Annotated in this window: 15 protein-coding genes; 3 read left to right on the plus strand and 12 right to left on the minus strand. The window is 44.2% G+C overall.

Annotation, left to right across the window (positions count from 1 at the left end):
• Nucleotides 1–42: 42 nt before the first annotated feature.
• Complete coding sequence (gene glgA / locus M3629_RS09470) at nt 43–1,473, minus strand: glycogen synthase GlgA (RefSeq protein ID WP_251505142.1); 1,431 nt, start codon at nt 1,471–1,473, stop codon at nt 43–45.
• Nucleotides 1,470–3,491, minus strand: coding sequence for a 1,4-alpha-glucan branching protein GlgB (glgB, locus tag M3629_RS09475; protein ID WP_285888485.1), 2,022 nt, complete (start codon nt 3,489–3,491; stop codon nt 1,470–1,472). The genes glgA and glgB overlap by 4 nt, the downstream gene beginning before the upstream one ends.
• A gap of 196 nt (nt 3,492–3,687) precedes the next feature.
• Between glgB and M3629_RS09480 the strand changes: the two genes are divergently transcribed.
• On the plus strand, nt 3,688–4,914 hold the full coding sequence (locus M3629_RS09480; RefSeq protein WP_285888488.1) for a glucose-1-phosphate adenylyltransferase: 1,227 nt from the start codon (nt 3,688–3,690) through the stop codon (nt 4,912–4,914).
• Between the two features lie 113 nt (nt 4,915–5,027).
• Here M3629_RS09480 and M3629_RS09485 read toward each other — a convergent pair whose 3' ends face one another.
• From M3629_RS09485 to M3629_RS09505, 5 genes are all read right to left on the minus strand, one after another.
• Nucleotides 5,028–6,581, minus strand: coding sequence for a sensor histidine kinase (locus tag M3629_RS09485; RefSeq protein ID WP_251505144.1), 1,554 nt, complete (start codon nt 6,579–6,581; stop codon nt 5,028–5,030).
• Nucleotides 6,578–7,276, minus strand: a complete 699-nt coding sequence (locus M3629_RS09490; RefSeq protein ID WP_090916668.1) for a response regulator transcription factor — start codon at nt 7,274–7,276, stop codon at nt 6,578–6,580. The genes M3629_RS09485 and M3629_RS09490 overlap by 4 nt, the downstream gene beginning before the upstream one ends.
• 14 nt (nt 7,277–7,290) lie before the next feature.
• Nucleotides 7,291–8,562: a hypothetical protein gene (locus tag M3629_RS09495; protein WP_090916670.1), complete on the minus strand. Its 1,272-nt coding sequence runs from the start codon at nt 8,560–8,562 to the stop codon at nt 7,291–7,293.
• A 57-nt stretch (nt 8,563–8,619) separates the two neighbouring features.
• Nucleotides 8,620–9,345 carry a phosphonate ABC transporter ATP-binding protein gene (locus M3629_RS09500; RefSeq protein ID WP_154890435.1) on the minus strand — a complete coding sequence of 242 codons (726 nt, stop codon included), beginning with the start codon at nt 9,343–9,345 and terminating at the stop codon, nt 8,620–8,622.
• An 83-nt stretch (nt 9,346–9,428) separates the two neighbouring features.
• The gene (locus tag M3629_RS09505; protein WP_435368206.1) at nt 9,429–10,613 is read right to left on the minus strand and encodes an MFS transporter; all 1,185 of its coding nucleotides are present in this window, start codon (nt 10,611–10,613) and stop codon (nt 9,429–9,431) included.
• Between the two features lie 218 nt (nt 10,614–10,831).
• Between M3629_RS09505 and M3629_RS09510 the strand changes: the two genes are divergently transcribed.
• On the plus strand, nt 10,832–11,752 hold the full coding sequence (locus M3629_RS09510; protein WP_251505150.1) for an ArsR/SmtB family transcription factor: 921 nt from the start codon (nt 10,832–10,834) through the stop codon (nt 11,750–11,752).
• Nucleotides 11,753–11,820: 68 nt separating this feature from the next.
• Entirely contained in the window at nt 11,821–12,585 is a 765-nt protein-coding gene (locus M3629_RS09515; RefSeq protein WP_251505153.1) for an HAD family hydrolase, read from the plus strand.
• A 42-nt stretch (nt 12,586–12,627) separates the two neighbouring features.
• Here M3629_RS09515 and M3629_RS09520 read toward each other — a convergent pair whose 3' ends face one another.
• From M3629_RS09520 to thyA, 5 genes are all read right to left on the minus strand, one after another.
• Nucleotides 12,628–14,928, minus strand: a complete 2,301-nt coding sequence (locus tag M3629_RS09520) for a type IA DNA topoisomerase (RefSeq protein WP_251505156.1) — start codon at nt 14,926–14,928, stop codon at nt 12,628–12,630.
• A gap of 124 nt (nt 14,929–15,052) precedes the next feature.
• Complete coding sequence (locus M3629_RS09525) at nt 15,053–15,544, minus strand: Fur family transcriptional regulator (protein WP_285888496.1); 492 nt, start codon at nt 15,542–15,544, stop codon at nt 15,053–15,055.
• A 366-nt stretch (nt 15,545–15,910) separates the two neighbouring features.
• The gene (locus tag M3629_RS09530; RefSeq protein ID WP_251505159.1) at nt 15,911–17,398 is read right to left on the minus strand and encodes a glutamate synthase subunit beta; all 1,488 of its coding nucleotides are present in this window, start codon (nt 17,396–17,398) and stop codon (nt 15,911–15,913) included.
• Between the two features lie 595 nt (nt 17,399–17,993).
• Complete coding sequence (locus M3629_RS09535) at nt 17,994–18,482, minus strand: dihydrofolate reductase (protein ID WP_090917302.1); 489 nt, start codon at nt 18,480–18,482, stop codon at nt 17,994–17,996.
• Nucleotides 18,483–18,519: 37 nt separating this feature from the next.
• Entirely contained in the window at nt 18,520–19,314 is a 795-nt protein-coding gene (gene thyA, locus M3629_RS09540) for a thymidylate synthase (protein WP_090916685.1), read from the minus strand.
• Between the last annotated feature and the right edge of the window lie 206 nt (nt 19,315–19,520).

Raw genomic sequence — 19,520 nt, forward strand, 5'->3', positions numbered from 1 at the left:
CGGCACTCCATACGATAATCGAAATAAAACCTTACTCTTAGATCACACCTGAATTCGACGATAAATATCCATATATTCTTCAGCCGATACATCCCAGCTGTATTCCCCGCTCATTGCATTTTTCACAATTTTTTTCCAATCAGTCGGTTTACGATAGAACTCTTCTGCACGGCGAATGGTATTCATCATGTCATGTGCGTTAAAACTTGTAAATGAGAAGCCGTTACCTTCTCCTGTGAACTCATTGTAAGCTTGAACCGTATCGTTTAATCCCCCTGTTTCCCTTACCAGTGGTACACTGCCATAACGCAATGCCAGCAACTGGCTAATTCCGCACGGCTCAAATTTGGATGGCATCAGGAAGATGTCACTGCCCGCATAGAAACGACGAGATAATCCGTCATTGAATGTAATCTGTGCTGACATTTTTAGTGGATACCGGTTAGCCGCCTCTCTGAACCAATGTTCATAAGCTGAATCTCCAGTCCCCAGCACGGCGAATTGAATGTCATCGTAGTAGAGCAGTTCATCCAGAACCCGACATACCAGATCAAGTCCTTTGGAATCAACGAGCCTGGTCACCATGACCATCAGGGGTGCATCTGGACGCACCGGAAGTCCCAGTTCTTTTTGCAATTCAATTTTATTTTCGATTTTTTTGGACAAGCTTGATCTGTATTTGACTGCAATTTTATTGTCCGTTGCCGGGTTATAACTTTTGGTATCAATGCCGTTCACAATACCGCTAAAGCGATCACCAAGCGAACTTAGTAATCCGTCCAGTCCATACCCATAATAAGATGTCTGCACTTCTCTGGCATAGGTTGGGCTCACCGTTGTCACATGATCAGAATACACAATACCTGATTTTAAGAAATTGACATTCCCATAATATTCGGCGCCTTCCATCGTAAAATACCGATCATCAAGCTCCAAAATTTCGCTGAACAACTGGTGTGGAAATACACCTTGATACAACAAATTATGTATGGTGAATACCGTTCGGATTTCACTATAGAACGCATCATGGGCATAGTGAGCCTTGAGCAACAACGGAATCATACCTGCATGCCAGTCATGTGTGTGTAGAACGTCTGGTTTAAAATCCAGCTGTGGAAGCACCTCGAGTACAGCGCGGTTGAAAAATGCAAATCGCTCGCCATCATCCATGTACCCATAAACGCCATCCCGTGCAAAATAATACTCATTGTCAATAAAATAAACTGGAATTCCTTCATACTCCAGCATCTCAATGCCACAATAGGCTCTACGCCAACCAAGCGGAACATCCGTCACGAGCACGGGTTTCATAGCTTCTTTGTATTCTTCAGGTATCCCTTTATATTTCGGCAAAATCACGCGTACATCGGCTCCGTTATTTTTCAACGCTTGCGGCAGAGCACCGATAACGTCAGCCAGACCTCCCGTTTTGATAAACGGATGGGCCTCTGCTGCTGCAAATAAAATATTCATGCTTTTGTCCCCCTATTCGGTTTAAGCGTGCTGTTCCCTTTTTTTTCTGTATTTTTTTCAGTCTTTTTTCTTGATTTCACGGAAGCGCTACCTTCGGCGATGGGCTCCGTTTTCCGGCGTGTATTCTTTTTTAAAATAACGATACTTAGCGGTGGTAAGTCCAGTTCCAGGCTGTTTGCATGCCCGTGAAATGGAATCTTTTCCGTAGGGATCAGCATATCATTAATTATCCCTGAACCACCGTAATCCGAATGATCACTATTTAATATTTCGGTATACATACCGGGACGCATGACGCCAATCCGGTAACGCTCCCTTTTGACAGGCTGAAAGTTAATGAGCACAAGGAGTGTATCCGCAGGTTTTTTTCCTTTGCGTACATATGAAATGACACTTTGGCCCTGGTCATCCGGAGTGATCCACTCATAACCGTCAAAGGAATGATCAAGCTCCCACAAAGCTTTTTCACGGACGTACAACTCAGATAGCTCGCGCTCGAACTTGTGCAGGTTGCGGTGACTATCATAGTCCAGCAAAAACCAGTCCAACTGATCTTCATCTTTCCATTCGATGAACTGTCCAAACTCTCCACCCATGAACAACAGCTTTTTGCCTGGAAATGTCATGAAATAACCGAGAAACGCGCGCATACCCGCAAATTTTTGCTCATAACTTCCTGGCATTTTATTCAAAAGGGACTTTTTACCATGCACTACCTCGTCATGAGACAGAGGAAGCACATAATTTTCAGAAAAGGAGTATACCACCGGAAATGTCAGCAAATGATGTTTGGAAGCACGTTCATGAAAATCAGATTCCATGTAGTCTAACGTATCATTCATCCAGCCCATGTTCCACTTATAGTTAAAACCCAGACCACCTTTGTCCACTGGCATGGTAACCATTGGCCATGCACTGGATTCTTCAGCCATCATTAAAGCATAAGGATAGTATTCGAAAACAGTTGTGTTCAACTGTTGTAAAAAAGCGACAGCTTCTTTATTCTCCAGGCCACCTTCATCGTTCGTACGATATTGACCTGGCTGCTTTTCAAAATCAAGACGAAGCATACTCGTCACCGCATCAACACGAAGTCCATCAAAATGATACATTTCCATCCAGTACAGTGCGTTCGAAATAAGGAATGAGCGAACCTCAGGTTTGGAATAATCAAAACTAAGGGTTCCCCAGCCCGGCTTCTCGGCTAACATTGGATCTGCGTACTCGAACAAAGGTGTACCATCAAACAAACGTAGGCCATGCGCATCTTTGGCAAAATGAGCTGGCACCCAATCCAGTAATACACCAATACCCGCCTGATGTAGTGTATCCACCAGATACATCAGATCTTTGGGTTGCCCGTAGCGACTTGTAGGTGCGTAAAAACCCGTATTTTGGTATCCCCATGACAGGTCATATGGATGCTCACTAAGGGGCATCATTTCAACGTGGGTATAATTCATCTCAAGCAAATAAGGAACGAGCAAATCCGCCATCTCACGATAACTATACAGGCTCCCATCGCCCTTGCGCTTCCAGGTACCCAGATGCATTTCATAAATATGTAAAGGTTTGTTGTACATTGAGCGTTGTTTACGCCTCCATGCACCGTCATTCCATTTGTAACCTTCAATGGAACTTGTGATTGACGCCGTTCGAGGACGAACTTCTGCCTCAAATGCATACGGATCTGCTTTGAGAATTTCAGTCCCATCTTCCGTTAAAATGCGAAATTTGTATAAAGTACCTTCTTCAATTCCCGGAATAAAACGACTCCAAAATCCAGATTCGGGTATCTTATATAAAGGTTCCTTTTCCCCTTGCCATCCATTACGGTCCAGAGCCAGTCCCACTTCTACGGCATTGGGTGCCCATACGGTAAAACGGAATCCTTGACGGTGATCGCGAGTCTCAGGATGCGCGCCCAACATTCGATAACTGTGATGAAGATTACCTTCATGAAATAAATAAATAAGATCAGATAACTTATCCGGTTGTACCAACGGTTCAATAGCCAAGGGATCACCTTCTTTTCTCCAGAAAATAGATATAACGTTAACCATTACCCCATTCTAGCCAAGTTGAAAAGAAAAATGCGTTGTTTTAAAAAATGATGTATTTTTTCAGAATTTTTACAATAGCTATCGTTTCAGAGGCTTCGCTTTCGTTTACTAATGTACTACACTGCACAAATATTTTGGGAGGGAAACGATCATGTTTAATAAAGATTGCATCGCTATGCTGTTGGCGGGAGGAGAAGGAAAGCGATTAGCTCCTTTAACCTCGAGGATTGCAAAACCCGCTGTACCGTTTGGCGGGCATTACCGGATTATCGATTTTCCTCTCAGTAACTGCGTTAACTCAGGGATCGACACTGTAGGTGTTCTGACGCAGTACCAGGCGGAATCATTGCACGAACATATTGGTCAAGGAGAGCCATGGACACCTGGCAATTCGAATGAGACCGGAATCTCCTTGCTTCCATCTTATCATACAGGAAATGACGAATACTTGGGAACTGCGGATGCCATATATAAAAATATGGACTATATTGACCAGCAAAACCCCGAAAATGTTCTAATTTTGTCGGGTGACCATATTTATCATATGAATTATCGCGAGATGCTCAAGGAACACAAGGCTAACAATGCCCTCGCTACGATTTCTGTCATGGAAGTGCCTTGGGACGAAGCCCATCGCTTCGGAATTATGGCAGCAGATGAAAATATGCGCGTGACCGAATTTGCCGAAAAACCGGCCGAACCTAAAAGTAACTTGGCCTCGATGGGCATTTACATGTTCAATTGGCAATATCTGAAACGTCACTTGCTTGAAGATGCTGCGAATCCAAATTCCAGTCATGACTTCGGGAAAGATGTCATTCCACAGATGTTAAACGAAACTAATTCGCTTTATGTATATAACTTCAATGGTTATTGGAAAGATGTCGGTACGGTGAAAAGTCTTTGGGATGCGCATATGGATCTGTTATATAACGAAGAAAACTGGAGCTTGCAACGTGAAGATTGGCCTATGTTCACCCGCGAATGGCGCTCCAAACCAAGCGCGATCAAAGCGAGACAAAATCAGATGCAGCATCTGGCTTCCATGGTTCACGACTCTTGCGCTATTGAAGGCCGGGCTGAACGCTCCGTGATTTTCTGCGGTGCCGAAGTTGGCAAAGGCTCTGAAGTGCTTGACAGTGTCATTATGCCTAATGCACGCGTAGGCCGCGGTGTTCATATCGAACGCGCAATTATCGGCGAGGGAGCCATTATCAAAGATGGTGCCATTGTTAAAGGTACAGCCGATGAAATTGTGGTCGTTGGCCCGAATGAGATTGTCGCACCTAAACCAGCCGTACGCACGCAACCTGTACGTATGCTCAAAGAAGTGTATGAAAAAAGTGGTCGTCTCCGTGCTGGTGAATTATCCTCATAAATTCTTTAAGATGTACCTTAAATGTAAAAAGGCGAGCCATAATGGCTCGCCTTTCTGGTTTCGCTGTATAAGATGTCATCGTCTGCTACCACCGTACGTGTGATAATGACGAACTAGCGCTTCTCGCCCTCAGTTGATGAGTCATGAGCCTGTATCTGATCATTCTGGTCTGGCTCCGAAGTTGTATTTGCCGGTTTCTCCGGTGTTCCAGCTTCGATCAGTGCTACCTCATCCGTTATATCTTGTTCAACTGAAGCTATCTCCTGATTAAGCATAGGTAAGGATACGGTCACCGTTGTCCCTGAACCAAGCTCACTTTGCATCGTAATGGTGCCCTCATGCAGTTCCACAAGCTCCTGAGTAATAGCAAGACCAAGTCCCGTGCCTCCATTTTGGTGGTTTACTTGGAAGAAACGATCCCTTACCTTAATCAAATGTTCCTCACTGATCCCAATTCCTGTATCCTGCACAACAGCCACAATCTGACCATTCTCTTCTTTGACCGTAAGGAATATCCACGAGTTCTCATGTGAGAACTTGATCGCGTTGTCCACAATGTTTAAGAACACCTGCTTCAAACGATTCCCATCGCCATATACATTGTAGGCGCGTGTTTCGTCCGTCTCTAACTTCAGATGTACCTGCTTTTGTTCAGCTTTGGCCCATACGTTCAGCATGGTCTCTTGCACAACCTCACGAATATTAACTGTGCCTTTCACAAGCTTCATCTGGTTCTGTTGCAGTTTGGAGAAATCAAGCATCTCCTCTACCAACCCGATTAGCCGCTCTGTTTCCTTCGCGATAATCCCCATACCAATACGTGTTTCTTCCGGATCGTATCCACCTGAATCAAGCGTTTCACTCCAACCCTTAATACTGGTCAGTGGTGTACGCAGTTCATGGGAAATGGACGAAATAAAATCGTCTTTAATCTGGTTACTACGTACAATTTCGTGGGCCATGAAGTTAAGCGTTGACGCTAGTTCGCCCAGTTCATGCTTATAATTCCCTTTGACTCTGACATCCAGCCGTCCTTTCGCCATCTGAGCAGATACCGCTGTGATACTGTTAATAGGCCTTACAATGGAGTTGGCCATTCCAATACTGATAATTAACACGATGGCAAGTACACCAACGCCTACTGCAATAGCCAGTAACCCCATGACAAGTAATTTAGAGTTTACGGATTCGAGCGAAGTCAGATAACGTACAATGTACGTATTTTCACCACCAAGGTCGAATTTGTTGGCAACTGCCATAACCGATTCTCCCGTGTTGGGTTGTCTGCCAATCCATCGTCCCATATCCCCGTTCAAAGCCTGCATAACGTCGCTCGTTTGTAACATCGCTCGATCTGACTCAAAGGCCGTCGAACTCGCCAGCACGCGGCCGTTCAGATCCAGAATCTCCAGTTCAGTATTGTCTAATGCAAGTCGAACAAGGAGTCTGGACAAGTTGTTGTTGCCGTCTTCTCCATTACTAGCTCTGGCTATTGGCTCAAGAAAGTCTCTGTTATTGGTAATGTGCGTGCTAATGGTATTGTAAATGCTCTCATAATAATACCGCTGCACAGCTAGCATAAACACAAACTCAACAAGCACCAGAGCGAGGAAAACGACAATAAAGTAGTGTAATACGATTTGCCGCGTGATCCCCTTTTTGATCATTGATCCCGGCCCTTCCATTTGTACCCGTGACCCCATACAGTTTGCAGGTATTCAGGCTCAGAAGGATTGTTCTCAATTTTTTGACGTAGACGACGGATGTTAACATCAACAATTTTGGGATCACCCATATATTCTTTGCCCCACACATGGTCCAGTAGCAAGTCACGGCTCAGCGGCGTATTTTCTTTTTCCAGGAAGAACTGAATTAAAGAAAATTCCGTAGGTGTTAGTTCAATGGCTTCATTATTCTTTTTAAACTGTTTGGAGATCAGATCCAGTGAAAACGGCCCCGATTGGAACGTTACTTTAGCCGCAGTTTCACGATGTACATTGACACGACGAAGAAGTGATTGAATCCGTGCAATCAGTTCAGTCGGGCTGAAAGGTTTGCTTACGTGATCGTCTGCCCCTACTGAAAGAGCGTATACTTTATCCTGCTCCTGAACTTTGGCTGTCAAGAAAATAATACCGAGCCGTTCGTTCGTTTCACGAATCCGTCTGCATACTTCAAACCCATCAATGCCAGGAACCATAACGTCCAGCAGTGCAAGATCAATATCGGGTACAGATTGCAAAATGCGTAAGGCCTCATGACCATCGCCCGCTTCCAGCACTTCGAATCCATTTCTTTTTAAATTAATGACGATAAAACTGCGGATAGATTCTTCATCCTCAAGAATAAGTACTTTACTCATCAAGTTCTTCCTTTCTATTCAGCTGAGAAGTTTTTACTTAATGCATCCTTGCCCGCCTCAGATTGTGCAACACGCGATGCAATCACCCGATCTTTTGTTCGAGTAATTTCCTTCCAGCTCTTTCCCTTTTCAAGATCCCACTGAGAAAACGTGAAATATTTGATTTCGGCCACGGTTTCATCCGTTTTGATCATCTTAAACCGAATGTATTTTTCCTTCTCCGATTTGGTGTCAATCGTGATCTTGCCATACCATTCCGGCTTTAAGTTCAAATGGAACAAATCCGCATCATCCCGGAACTGGAACGACACAAACTTTTTCCCCTCTTTGCCATCCCACTGGTAGAATGTATAAAACCACATGCGCGAATCGAATACGTAGTGCTCCCAACCTTTTGGTGTTTCTTTTAATCCAAACTCAATAATACCATCATTATTCACATCACCGCTTAAAATTTTGTCATCTCTGTACGTTTGATCCGGTGATTTAAAAGCACTAACAAGTTTATTGTCTTTCACATACATGATCTGTGTAAACGAACTGCGATCATCCAGATCCGCATCAAGTACGATCCCCATTTTTCCGTCAGCGATCTCACCGCCAAGAGCGTTATACACTTCTTTAACCGTATAGTCAGTAACAACACGATCCATTTCCTTAAAGCTGTCATCCTGATACTGATACAAGGCTATGCTGGCAAAACCACTGGCGTTTAGCGAAACAACAACAAAATCACTCTTGCCATCTCCACTTAAATCCAGCGCGTTACCCTGCATATCATCGATAATGACCTGATTGTAAGGCACGCCGCCCAGCACTTGTTCCAAGACTCCGCCTTTATATGAATATGCCGTTAAGGCTTTCTGATCCTGCAAGCTGACACCTACGATAATGTCCGGGTTCCCATCATTCGTAATATCCATTACTTTGAATGATTCCAACTCATTGCCCGGTACATCAAACGTCAGTTTTTTGACCCAGGTTCCCCCCTGCTCTTCCAAAATCATACCGTGGATACGTACATTCTCATTAGGCGTCTCGTAGAAAACAATGGCCTCGCGAATCCCGTCACCGTTCAGATCTTCCACACGAATCATGCTGGTATTGCTCATATCTTTGGGCCGAATCAATTTACTTTCAGGCGGTGTTTCCTTCTGCACAATATTATACAGTTTCTCTTTGTCCGTCGACATCATCGGCGGCTTCATTAGAAGCTTGGGGTCACTGATCACGGTACAGCCACTTAGCACGGTTCCGAGCAAAACAGCCATTGTACCTGCTGCCATGCAGCGTCCCCATCGCGAATTAAGCAATTTCATCACTCTTTTCATTAAGCACTCATTTTAAATCTGATTTTTCTCCTGCTGTGTTAATCTCCGTCCTCGTATATCAAAAGCGATCCGGCCTTCTGCGATTCCCCAGATTCGCGAAGCATGTTTCTCTGCTAGTTCAATCGGTAACACGGCAATGACCGTAGCTCGTTCCTCTTCACACAATTTGCGTAACGTTTCCAGCACGGCATCAGCCGTATGAGGATCAAGTCCAATGACAGGTTCATCCGCCAACACAACCTTGGCACCATGAGCAAGCGCCCTTGCAATAGCAACACGCTGCTTCTCGCCGCCGCTCATTTTTTCAGCAAGCTGATGCGCTTTATCCAGTAAACCTAAACCTTCGAGGTGGTCCATCGCTCCCATGTAGTCATCCGAACGCACCATGCCCGTTGCCATCCTCCATAATGGAGTTTGACCAAAACGCCCGATAAGTACATTCTTCAGCGCCGTTTTTCTGGGATATAACTGTGGGTTCTGTTCCAAGTATGCCCATTCCCGCCGAATTTTCTGTTTACCGCTCCAGCCTTCTTTCAAAATATCCATGCCGTCAACAGTAAAACGCCCTGAATCCCACGTCTCCTTCATCGCCAAACATTTCAGCAACATGCTTTTGCCGCTCCCGCTGGAGCCGACTACCGCAATCATTTCCCCTTGTTGCATATCAAAACGAATATCACGTAGAATCGGAATACGATCCGCTCCAACGGATTTACTCAAGTTCTCCACTCTGATCATCGCGATGTCTCCTCTTGTCCATGTTTTTCCCTACTACTAGTGTACTCGGAAATGGACATCAATTTCCATGCGAACACCAGCTTCTATTTTAACACAAATTCCGTTTCGCGTTTACGCCGAAATAATAGTCCTGTAACACCAAAAATGAAATACAAGCAACCAAGCATCGTAAACATACTGCCAGGTGAAACCCAGTTGATCAACTGACCTCCCAGATTCGGTGCCACGATACTTCCGATCGTAAAGTGAAAGGACGCTACCACATTGGCTGCAGGTAACAAAACTTTAGGTAAAATATCTGCGGCATAAGCGAGTCCCAGCGAGAAAAATGAACCTACGAGTCCTCCGGCGATAAGCAGCAGTACAAGTGTCAGCCAGAAATTCGTACCCGCCAAAGGAACTAGCATAAATGCTAAACCGCCACCCATTCCGGCTATCATAAGAATTACTTTTCGACCATATCGGTCACTTAATATGCCGAGCGGAAGCTGCAGGAACAGTCCACCAATCCCTATAAAAAGAAGCAAAGAGGCTATCTGATCCGTATCATATCCCACACGAAGTCCGTAAACGGGAAAGTTGCTGTTCATGCCTGCTTCCATATAACCGTATAAAAGCGCTGGCAACAATGCATACCATGCCCAAGCGAAACTGCGGCGAAAACGTCGTTCCGGCAAATGAGCATGCTCTGCTTTTTCCGGCTTGGTGTCCGGAAGCTTCATAAGAACCAGAAGAAGCACGGCCGCCATGCCTGCAAACAGCACCAAAAACGGAACAACATCACCAAAAGCGAGCAGCTTGATTCCTAATGGCCCAATACTGAAACCCAGCCCATAAGACATGCCATAAAGGGAAATATAGCGCCCTCGCTTCTCAGGCGTAGTGACTAACAGCACCCACAACTGGGCTGCATAGTGTAAAGCGCTGTCTCCGATGCCAACAACCAGGCGTAACACAAACCATATTTTAATATCAGGAAAATACGGGAACAGGATCAAGGGAAGCATAACCAGAATCAAGCCGCCAACAATCAATTTTTTGAATCCCAACGCTCCCAGTAAACGTTCGGCTGCCAGCGTCATGGCAAATGAGCCAATGTAGAGCGCAGCAGCATTTAACCCGTTTACCCCGGGAGAAACGCCTTGCTGTTCTAGAAAAATGGATAATACGGGCAGCAACAATCCCTGACTGATCCCAGCTGCAACGATCACGGTAATCAAAATTAGATAATTAAGAGTTGAGGGTGATATTTTAGATTTAAACGTCAGTGCCAAGATATTTCATTCCTCCTGTAAGCGCAAACAAAGAAAAATCGCCATCGCTGACGATCTTTAGGCTGTTATTTATATGGGTATATACTTTCTTCACAAATCGGGGCTATGCCCTGGACTTGAACATTATAGTGGACAACGCCCGGTAAAACAAGCCATAATAGTACATAAGTCGCTGTGTATATCTAGATGTGACGGGAGGATTCTGCATCATTATGGCTTATCACGTTAAAATTGATGTTTCACCGATATATGAGATGCTCAACAGCTTTTTAGTTTACGTCACGAAAAAGTGGATTCAGCATCTGGACATTGGTCCTGAATGGATTCTGGACGTTGAGCGCAAGCTAAGTTCCAACGTGCGGGCTGCCCTTGCACCTGCCGCTACGTGGCCTTTTGACGATTTTGATGTCCTATTCGCCTGGGCAGCATATCAAAATAATACTTTGGAGAATCAAGACTTTCTGGACATGCTCACAGAGCTTTCGACTGACGAATTATTTGCGCGCGTATCCCCATTAATGCCTGAACTTACAATAGAAGAATCGACACGTATTCGGAACAGCTACGTCCCATTACTGCGACTATGGGATCAGCACTATTGCCGGAACATTAGCGAAGATCATCGGGTATGGCTCGAAGAAGATGCTGAAGAAAAACGCATTCTGCTTGAGAAAATGGGCCCTGAACTGTTAATCGAATATGCCACTGCGGGTGTTATTGTGGAACCCATCGCTGGTTTAAACGAAGTGATTCTGTTCCCAACGGTGCATAACCGTCCTATTAATATGTACTGTTTCTATGAAGGTATGATGATTATTCAGTATCCGGTAGATATACCGGAAGAGAGTGAAGATGAGCCGCCAACGTGCTTGCTAAGATTCACACATGCATTGGCAGACCCGGAAAGACTTCGCCTGTTAAGATACGTCTCAGACGAACCGAAGTCACTCTCGGAGATGTGTGAAGAGCTTGGTAAAGAACAAGATCCTGTGAAAGATCAGGTCACAGCTCTTCGAATCGCAGGGCTGCTGCGCACACATTTGCTAGGAAGTAATCGTAAAGAAAAATATAGTATCAGACCTGACGGAGTATCTGAATTGAATATGTTTTTAGAGTCCTACATTCGCATCTAAGGGATAATGGAAACAATATGATATTGATGAATGACTCGCAACAAGCGTAGGCAAGGAGTGAACTAGCTTTGACCTTATTAAAACAACATATCTTGTTTGACCTTGATGATACACTAGTGTATTGCAATAAATATTTCAATCTTGTTCTGGGAGAGTTCTTTGAGAACATGCAACAATGGTTTGACGGACATGCCCTGACTACACAACAGATTCGGGAGAAACAACTCGAAATCGATGTGACTGGCGTGAACAAAGTTGGGTTTGCAAGTCACCATTTCCCACAGTCCCTGATTGATACGTATCGATATTTTTCTCAGAAATATGCGCGTGCGACATCACCCAAAGAAGAAACCTATTTGAGCAAACTGGGCATGAGTGTCTACACCCAGGAAGTTGAGCCGTATCCACATATGGTAGAAACGTTAGAAGAACTAAAATCGGCTGGGCATTCTCTTTATTTGTACACTGGCGGTGAGACCGTTATTCAGCAGAGAAAGATTGATCAGATGAAGCTCTCCATCTATTTCGATGATCGAATCTATATTCGTCAGCACAAAAATATTGAAGCACTGGAAGGCATCCTGTCCAGAGGCCCGTTTGATCGGCAAGCAACCTGGATGATTGGCAACTCGCTTCGCACAGATATTATGCCTGCCGTGAATGCCGGAATTCACAGCATCTATATCAAGCAGCCCAATGAATGGCAATACAACATTGTTGAGCTGCAACCGAACCCCGAAACGTCCATGTATACCATCACAGCACTGGAAGAAGTTCCTAAAGTTATCCACGAGGATATACAGCAAAAGCAACAAAAAAGAACCCTGGGTTAAAGGGTTCTTTTTTCTGTCCACTATACTTGTACCGAGCAATGATTAAGCTTCCTGTTTCTCCCCGGATAATTGACCCGTAACTACATCTTTTAAAATAATTCGAGCTTTCACCGTGCTTCCATCCTTGCGTTTGAACGAGAGAACTTGCGTACTCCCCTTCTCTACCAAAGACCTCAGCATCGTACTTGTTATTTTTTTGCCAGCATATTCTTTCCAGACAACAAACGTACATCCCTCTTTGAAACGTGAACAGCCATAACCCTTCTTGCCCTCAATAATATTTCCGGTGCAGCCAGGTGAAGGGCATGGAGCAAGCACTTCCCGTGCGCCAGAACTTGCAGTGCCCGATTGTGCAGTTGTACCTGCGCTTGAAGATGTGTTTGCTGTTGAAGACCTGGACGTTTTACCACTACTGGTTGCCTTGTTACCTGCTTTGTTACCAGTTCCTCTCCCTTTCCCCTTACCCTTGCCTCTCGCATCTTCACCAAAGGCATCAGCAGCAGCGGGAGCCTGTACACGCACTTTTTCAATGATAGATAACGTGAATTTCTTGACGTTTTCCATGAACTTGTCCTGTCCTGCTTCACCTTTAGAGATTTGATGTAACCGACGCTCCCATTGTCCCGTCATCTCAGGCGAAGTCAGCAAATCTACACCGGCACGGCGAATTAATTCAATCGCTGTTCGTCCCTTCAGCGTCAACTGCATCTTTTTACCTTGCATCGTAATGTAACCTACATTTTTGAGACGTTCAATTGTAGCCGCTCGTGTAGCCGGAGTTCCCAGACCGCTGTCCTTCATCGCATCACGTAGTTCTTCGTTTTCGATCTGTTTACCTGCACTCTCCATAGCTTTGAGCAATGTGCCCTCGGTATAACTTTTGGGCGGTTGAGTAGCTTTTTCCTTAAACTCACTCTTCGCACATTGAACAGGCAACTCAGGCTGTACAGCGAAAGCCTTGTCCGTCCATTCCTCTGCTTCCTCTTCCTCGTTGCTGTTTTTCTTTCCTTTTTTCTTAATCGAAGCACCTTGTTCTTGATCGCCAGAACCAAGCACTACTTTCCAACCGATGGATAATAGTTCTTTTACAGACGTCTTGAACTGATGTTTCTCGACCTCCGTAAGTACCGTATGCTGTTTATATTCGGCGGCGGGATAGAAATGAGACAGAAAACGTCTCACAATTAAATCATAAATATTTTGCTCATCCTTGGACAGTGTCCCTGGTCGTTTCAGTGTTGGCAAAATGGCATGGTGGTCTTCCACCCGGCTCGGATTGCAGACCCCTTTATTATTTTTGTGCACCAATTCCGGCTTTGCACCCAAAGCTAGCTCACGGTACGTTCCGTTTTTGAGCAGATTCAGCGTTTTGTGCATGCCTTCAATGTTCTGCTCCGTTACGTAGTTGGAATTTGTACGCGGGTATGAGATCACTTTATGTTTTTCGTACAGAGCCTGAGCAATATCCAGCGTTTTTTTCGCGCCGTAGCCAAATTTTGCATTCGCTTCACGCTGTAAAAGAGTTAGGTCATACAACCGGTATGGATACTCCTTGGTTTGTTTGGCTTCATATTTAATAATCTGACCTGTCTTACCCTTCACACTGGTTGCAATAGATTCTGCTGTTTCTGCATCCGTGAGTTTATCCCCTTGACGAACGCCGCGGTATTCAACATTTTCCTGCCGAAACCAGGCCGCCACTTCATAGAAGGTCTGTGACTGGAACGCCTCAATCTCGATCTCACGATCATAGATGAGCGCTAACACGGGTGTCTGCACACGTCCAACAGACAGTAGTGCGTTATGCCTTGTTGTAAATGCCCGTGAAGCATTCATGCCAATCAGCCAGTCCGCTTCACTGCGTGCCCGGGCAGCATAAGTCAGATTTTCGAATTCTGCGGCATCTTTCAATCCATCAAATCCACGCCTTATACTTTCAGCTGTCAAATCCGATATCCATAGACGTTTTACAGGCTGGCGCAGCTTCAATTGTTGCTGAATCAGGGCAAAAATATATTGCCCTTCTCGCCCAGCATCACAAGCGTTAACGATAGCTGAAGCGCGCTTTGCAAGTTCTCCGATGATTTTGAGCTGATCCTTTGTCCGCGGATTCGGTACAATTTTGAATTGATCCGGAATGATCGGCAAGTCCGCAATATTCCAGCGTTTGTATTTTGAATCATAGGCATCCGGTTCAGCCAGTCCAAGCAAATGCCCAATCGCCCAGGTGATAATATACTGTTCACCTTCCAGATATGTGCGATTATTTTTTGCTTTTGGTTCTATGACGGCGGCAATGGTTCTCCCCATATCGGGCTTCTCCGCAATAACCAGTGTCTTCATCCGTCCATCTCTCCTCCTAAACCGCCAGTATGACGGCAAAAAGGGGCCTTCCGCCGACGGAAGCCCCTGCTTCTGAAACTTATTATATCAGATTTTGGATTCAAGAGCACCTATCCGGGATGAATTAACCGGCTGCTGGCTCATCAAGCTCATGTTTTTGTCTGCATTCTTTACACACACCTTGAAAATCAAGTCGATGGTCGGTCACAGCAAAACCATACTGACGCAACACTTGTTGCTCCAAACGAAGCAGTCCATCTTCCATAATTTCTTCCACACTGCCACATTCCGTACAGATCAAGTGATGATGATGGTGCGAGCCGTCTGTGCTACGCAAATCAAAGCGTGCAGCTCCATCACCGAAGTTAATTTTCTCTACAACCTGCAGGTCACTGAGTAGCTCCAAAGTGCGATAAACGGTTGCGAGCCCAATCTCCGGAAACTTATCTTTCACCAGAAGAAACACTTCCTCCGCACTAAAATGATCCTTCTCATGTTCCAACAGGACACGTACCGTCACTTCACGTTGTTGGGTTAGCTTATATCCTTTATCAACCAATTGGCTTTTAATTTGATCAATTTGCTCTGAAATGGACTTGTCCCGATTACTTGCCATACGGGTGCACCTCCGTTATATGTTATGTTACCTATCTTTACTTAAACGTATCTACAATCATGTACTCAATTCAATGTCATGTTTAGACAGCATCATCAAAGTTAAAATTCTATTTCCCATTATGAATCAATCCGACTTCAATCTTATTTATAATAATTATAATCTAATAATAAGTCTTTATCTTAGAAAATGCAATGCTCTTATTCACATTGTCATCGGAAATTAAAAAATTTAAAGAAAGTTTATTGATCAAAATATATAGCAAATACCCCTCGCATATACGAGGGGTATTCATCGCTTTGTTTATAATGTAAATACTTTATGATGTAAATTAAGAAGACAGAAAGATTGAACAATGGTACTGGTTTATACCAGTACTGTTGCGCCCATCAAATATTTATCCACTTCACGAGCGGCTTCACGGCCTTCATTGATAGCCCATACGACTAGACTTTGACCACGGCGCATGTCACCTGCTGCAAATACTTTATCTACGTTCGTGTTGTATTTGCCATAACGCGCCTTCACGTTCGTGCGGGGATCCGTTTCAAGTCCCAACTGCTCAACCAGCGTTTGCTCCGGTCCGTCAAAACCGATCGCAATCATTGCCATCTGCGCAGGGAATACACGCTCTGTACCTGGAACTGGCTGATAAATCTTGCGGCCTGTCTCATCGACAATACGTTCGATTTGAATCGTGTGCAGTTCTTTGAGATTGCCCTCTTCATCACCCACAAATTTGGTAGTCATGATGGAGAATTCACGTGGATCTTGACCAAACAACGCTTTGGCTTCTTCTTGTGCATAATCCAGTGTGTATACGTTCGGAAATTGTGGCCAAGGATTATTAATTGGATCACGCTCAAGCGGAGCCTGAGTATGCGTACCGAATTGTGTGATCGTGCGACATCCGTGACGCAGCGATGTAGCCACACAGTCAGAACCTGTGTCCCCGCCACCAATTACAATGACATCTTTATCCTTTGCAGAAATGTAGTTGCCATCCTCCAGGTTAGAGTCCAGGAAGCTTTTGATGCTTCCATTCAGGAAGTCCATCGCATAGTGCACACCTTTCAGGTCAGCACCTTCAATGTTAAATTCACGTGGCTTGGTTGCACCGCCACACAGAACAACAGCATCATAATCATTAACAAGTTGCTCAGCCGGAATATCTTTTCCGATCTCTGTATTCGTAATAAACTGAATTCCTTCAGCTGCTAGCAGGTCTACACGGCGTTGCACCACTTTTTTATCCAGCTTCATCGTTGGAATTCCATACATTAATAATCCACCGACACGGTCTGAACGTTCATATACCGTTACCGTATGTCCAGCCTTGTTCAATTGAGCCGCTGTTGCAAGTCCCGCCGGACCTGAACCGACTACAGCTACACGCTTACCTGTGCGTTTCTCCGGTGGCTGTGGTACAACCCAACCTTCTTCGAAACCTTTTTCAATAATAGCTTCTTCAATCGTTTTGATCGTTACAGGCTGACCAATCAGGCCCACTGTACATGATCCTTCACAAGGAGCTGGGCAGATACGGCCTGTAAACTCCGGAAAATTGTTCGTTTTGTGAAGACGCTCCAGCGCTTCCTTCCACAAACCGCGATAAACGAGATTATTCCATTCTGGAATCAGGTTATGAACCGGGCAGCCTGACGTACCGCCAGTCATATCTATACCTGTATGACAATAAGGGGTACCACAATCCATGCACCTTGCACCTTGTGTTCTGAGTTCTTCTTCAGCCATATGTTTATGAAACTCTTCCCAATCCTTGATGCGCTCCGCTGGCTCTCGATCGGCAGGGAGCTGCCGTTTGTATTCCATAAATCCAGTAGGTGTAGACATCTTACGTTTCCCCCATCCGTTCTTGTCTTAATCCCTTCATGCGTATGGCTCTATATGAAATGGATTACTCTTTTACTTGAGTTTTTGTCTATTGTATCACAAAATCTACTCAAAGATATTTCAATTATAGTAGCACTTACGACATTGAATATTAAATGGATTATCCGCATAATTATTTGTATTTTATACATCATAGCGTTCAACTGAACGTATGGTCAATAGCTTAAATTTGGTCTTAAACCAGAGTATAATGTTTTTTCACAAGCGAAAGTTGAGAATAAAAAAAGCGATAACGTCATATAAATGTAAGATAAATTGTCATTAAAATCAAGCTTTTTAGTGAAATTTATACTCATTTACGAAAATAAAGCTCAATTTAAAGCTTTACAACGTTGAATCCCTACAGTTTTTAGACTATTCGACCATAAACGAATGTTGATCCAATGTATATTATGCAAAATTCACCAGTGAATGTGTCATATTGATGTAATGGAATACGATTTGAAATGATTGTTCACAATCAATACAAAACATTATATTAAAAAAAGACACTGCTCACGGAAAATTCCTGTGTTCAGTGTCTTTACATGTTTTTCTAACGTTTACGCTCGTAAAACTCGAATGTAAAAGGATATACATTTTTCTCATCCTGCTCGCCTTCGATCTGCTTCTTTAACTCCCACTCGCTCCAGTCCACTTCCGGGAAAAACGTATCTCCCTCAAATTGCTCATGAATCTTGGTGACGACAAGCCGATCCGCAAACGGTAGAAACTCCCGATATACCTGAGAACCTCCAATTACGCAAAGTTCTTCACCTTGAGCAGCCTTCAGACCTTCTTCAATCGTATGTACGATCTCTGCTTGATCCGCTCTATAATTCAAGTCTCGAGTCACAACAATATTACGACGGTGAGGGAGTGGCTTGCCGCCGAATGATTCCCACGTATTACGTCCCATAATTATCGTCTTGTTTATCGTTTGTTGCTTGAAAAAAGCCATATCTTTTGGCAATCGCCAAGGAAGAGAATTATGATGTCCAATCACACCATTCTCCCCCATTGCCCATACCAATTCAATACTCAAAGGCCGCACATCCCTTTCATCGAATACGTTATTGTGTTTATACTGCAATCGGTGCTTTGATACCTGGATGATGTTCATAATTTTCAAATTCAAAATCTTCAAATTTGTAATCAAAAATCGAATCAGGCTTACGTTTGATCACCAGCTTAGGCAAAGCAAAAGGCTCGCGCTCTAGTTGCGTTTTCACCTGCTCCACATGATTGGAATAGATGTGCACATCACCACCAGACCAGATGAAGTCGCCCACTTCCAGATCACATTGCTGTGCAATCATATGTGTCAGAAGTGCATAACTGGCTATATTAAACGGTAAACCAAGGAAGGTATCCACGGAGCGCATCGTCAGCATACAAGATAGTTTACCCTCAGCCACATAAAACTGAAACGCAAAATGACAAGGCGGTAATTTCATGTTGTTAATTTCGGCTACATTCCACGCACTCACCAGATGACGGCGGGAATCGGGATTATTTTTGATTGAATCCACTACAGCAGCGATCTGATCTATTTTCTCCCCGTTCGGCGCTTCCCATGTCCGCCATTGTGAGCCGTAAACCGGTCCAAGATCGCCATTTTCATCTGCCCAGTCATCCCAGATCTTCACACCATTTTCTTTCAGATAAGAAATATTCGTATCCCCACTCAAAAACCATAGCAACTCATGAATAACGGATTTGAGGTGAATTCGTTTGGTTGTTACAAGTGGAAAACCTTTCGATAAATCATAACGAAGCTGTCGGCCAAACACGGATTGTGTGCCCGTTCCGGTACGATCTCCTTTGTGAACCCCGTTATCCAATATATCTTGTAATAAATCGAGATAGTTTTTCATGTTGGTATCTCCTCGCATCTCTATATATGTTTCGCACTCATACCCATCTGGGCCACAGACTTCGAGAGGTCTGTTCATTACTAAAGTGTACCACAATTGAGTACTAGGAAGAAATGAATTCGCTAAACAAGTTGAGGCGTGTATGCTTCTATCATTCTATGGACACCGATATCTTGATCTTCTCAATTACAACTCAAAAAAAAGAG

The organism is Paenibacillus polysaccharolyticus, assembly GCF_023714295.1.
Lineage (GTDB): Bacteria > Bacillota > Bacilli > Paenibacillales > Paenibacillaceae > Paenibacillus > Paenibacillus polysaccharolyticus_A.

What these genes read in the sequence shown, in the direction of transcription:
- glgA (WP_251505142.1), bottom strand. Translation starts at nt 1,473, where the DNA reads ATGAATATTTTATTTGCAGCAGCAGAGGCCCATCCGTTTATCAAAACG.
- M3629_RS09480 (WP_285888488.1), top strand. Translation starts at nt 3,688, where the DNA reads ATGTTTAATAAAGATTGCATCGCTATGCTGTTGGCGGGAGGAGAAGGA.
- M3629_RS09485 (WP_251505144.1), bottom strand. Translation starts at nt 6,581, where the DNA reads ATGATCAAAAAGGGGATCACGCGGCAAATCGTATTACACTACTTTATT.
- M3629_RS09490 (WP_090916668.1), bottom strand. Translation starts at nt 7,276, where the DNA reads ATGAGTAAAGTACTTATTCTTGAGGATGAAGAATCTATCCGCAGTTTT.
- M3629_RS09495 (WP_090916670.1), bottom strand. Translation starts at nt 8,562, where the DNA reads ATGGCAGCAGGTACAATGGCTGTTTTGCTCGGAACCGTGCTAAGTGGC.
- M3629_RS09500 (WP_154890435.1), bottom strand. Translation starts at nt 9,345, where the DNA reads ATGATCAGAGTGGAGAACTTGAGTAAATCCGTTGGAGCGGATCGTATT.
- M3629_RS09510 (WP_251505150.1), top strand. Translation starts at nt 10,832, where the DNA reads ATGGCTTATCACGTTAAAATTGATGTTTCACCGATATATGAGATGCTC.
- M3629_RS09520 (WP_251505156.1), bottom strand. Translation starts at nt 14,928, where the DNA reads ATGAAGACACTGGTTATTGCGGAGAAGCCCGATATGGGGAGAACCATT.
- M3629_RS09525 (WP_285888496.1), bottom strand. Translation starts at nt 15,544, where the DNA reads ATGGCAAGTAATCGGGACAAGTCCATTTCAGAGCAAATTGATCAAATT.
- M3629_RS09530 (WP_251505159.1), bottom strand. Translation starts at nt 17,398, where the DNA reads ATGTCTACACCTACTGGATTTATGGAATACAAACGGCAGCTCCCTGCC.
- thyA (WP_090916685.1), bottom strand. Translation starts at nt 19,314, where the DNA reads ATGAAAAACTATCTCGATTTATTACAAGATATATTGGATAACGGGGTT.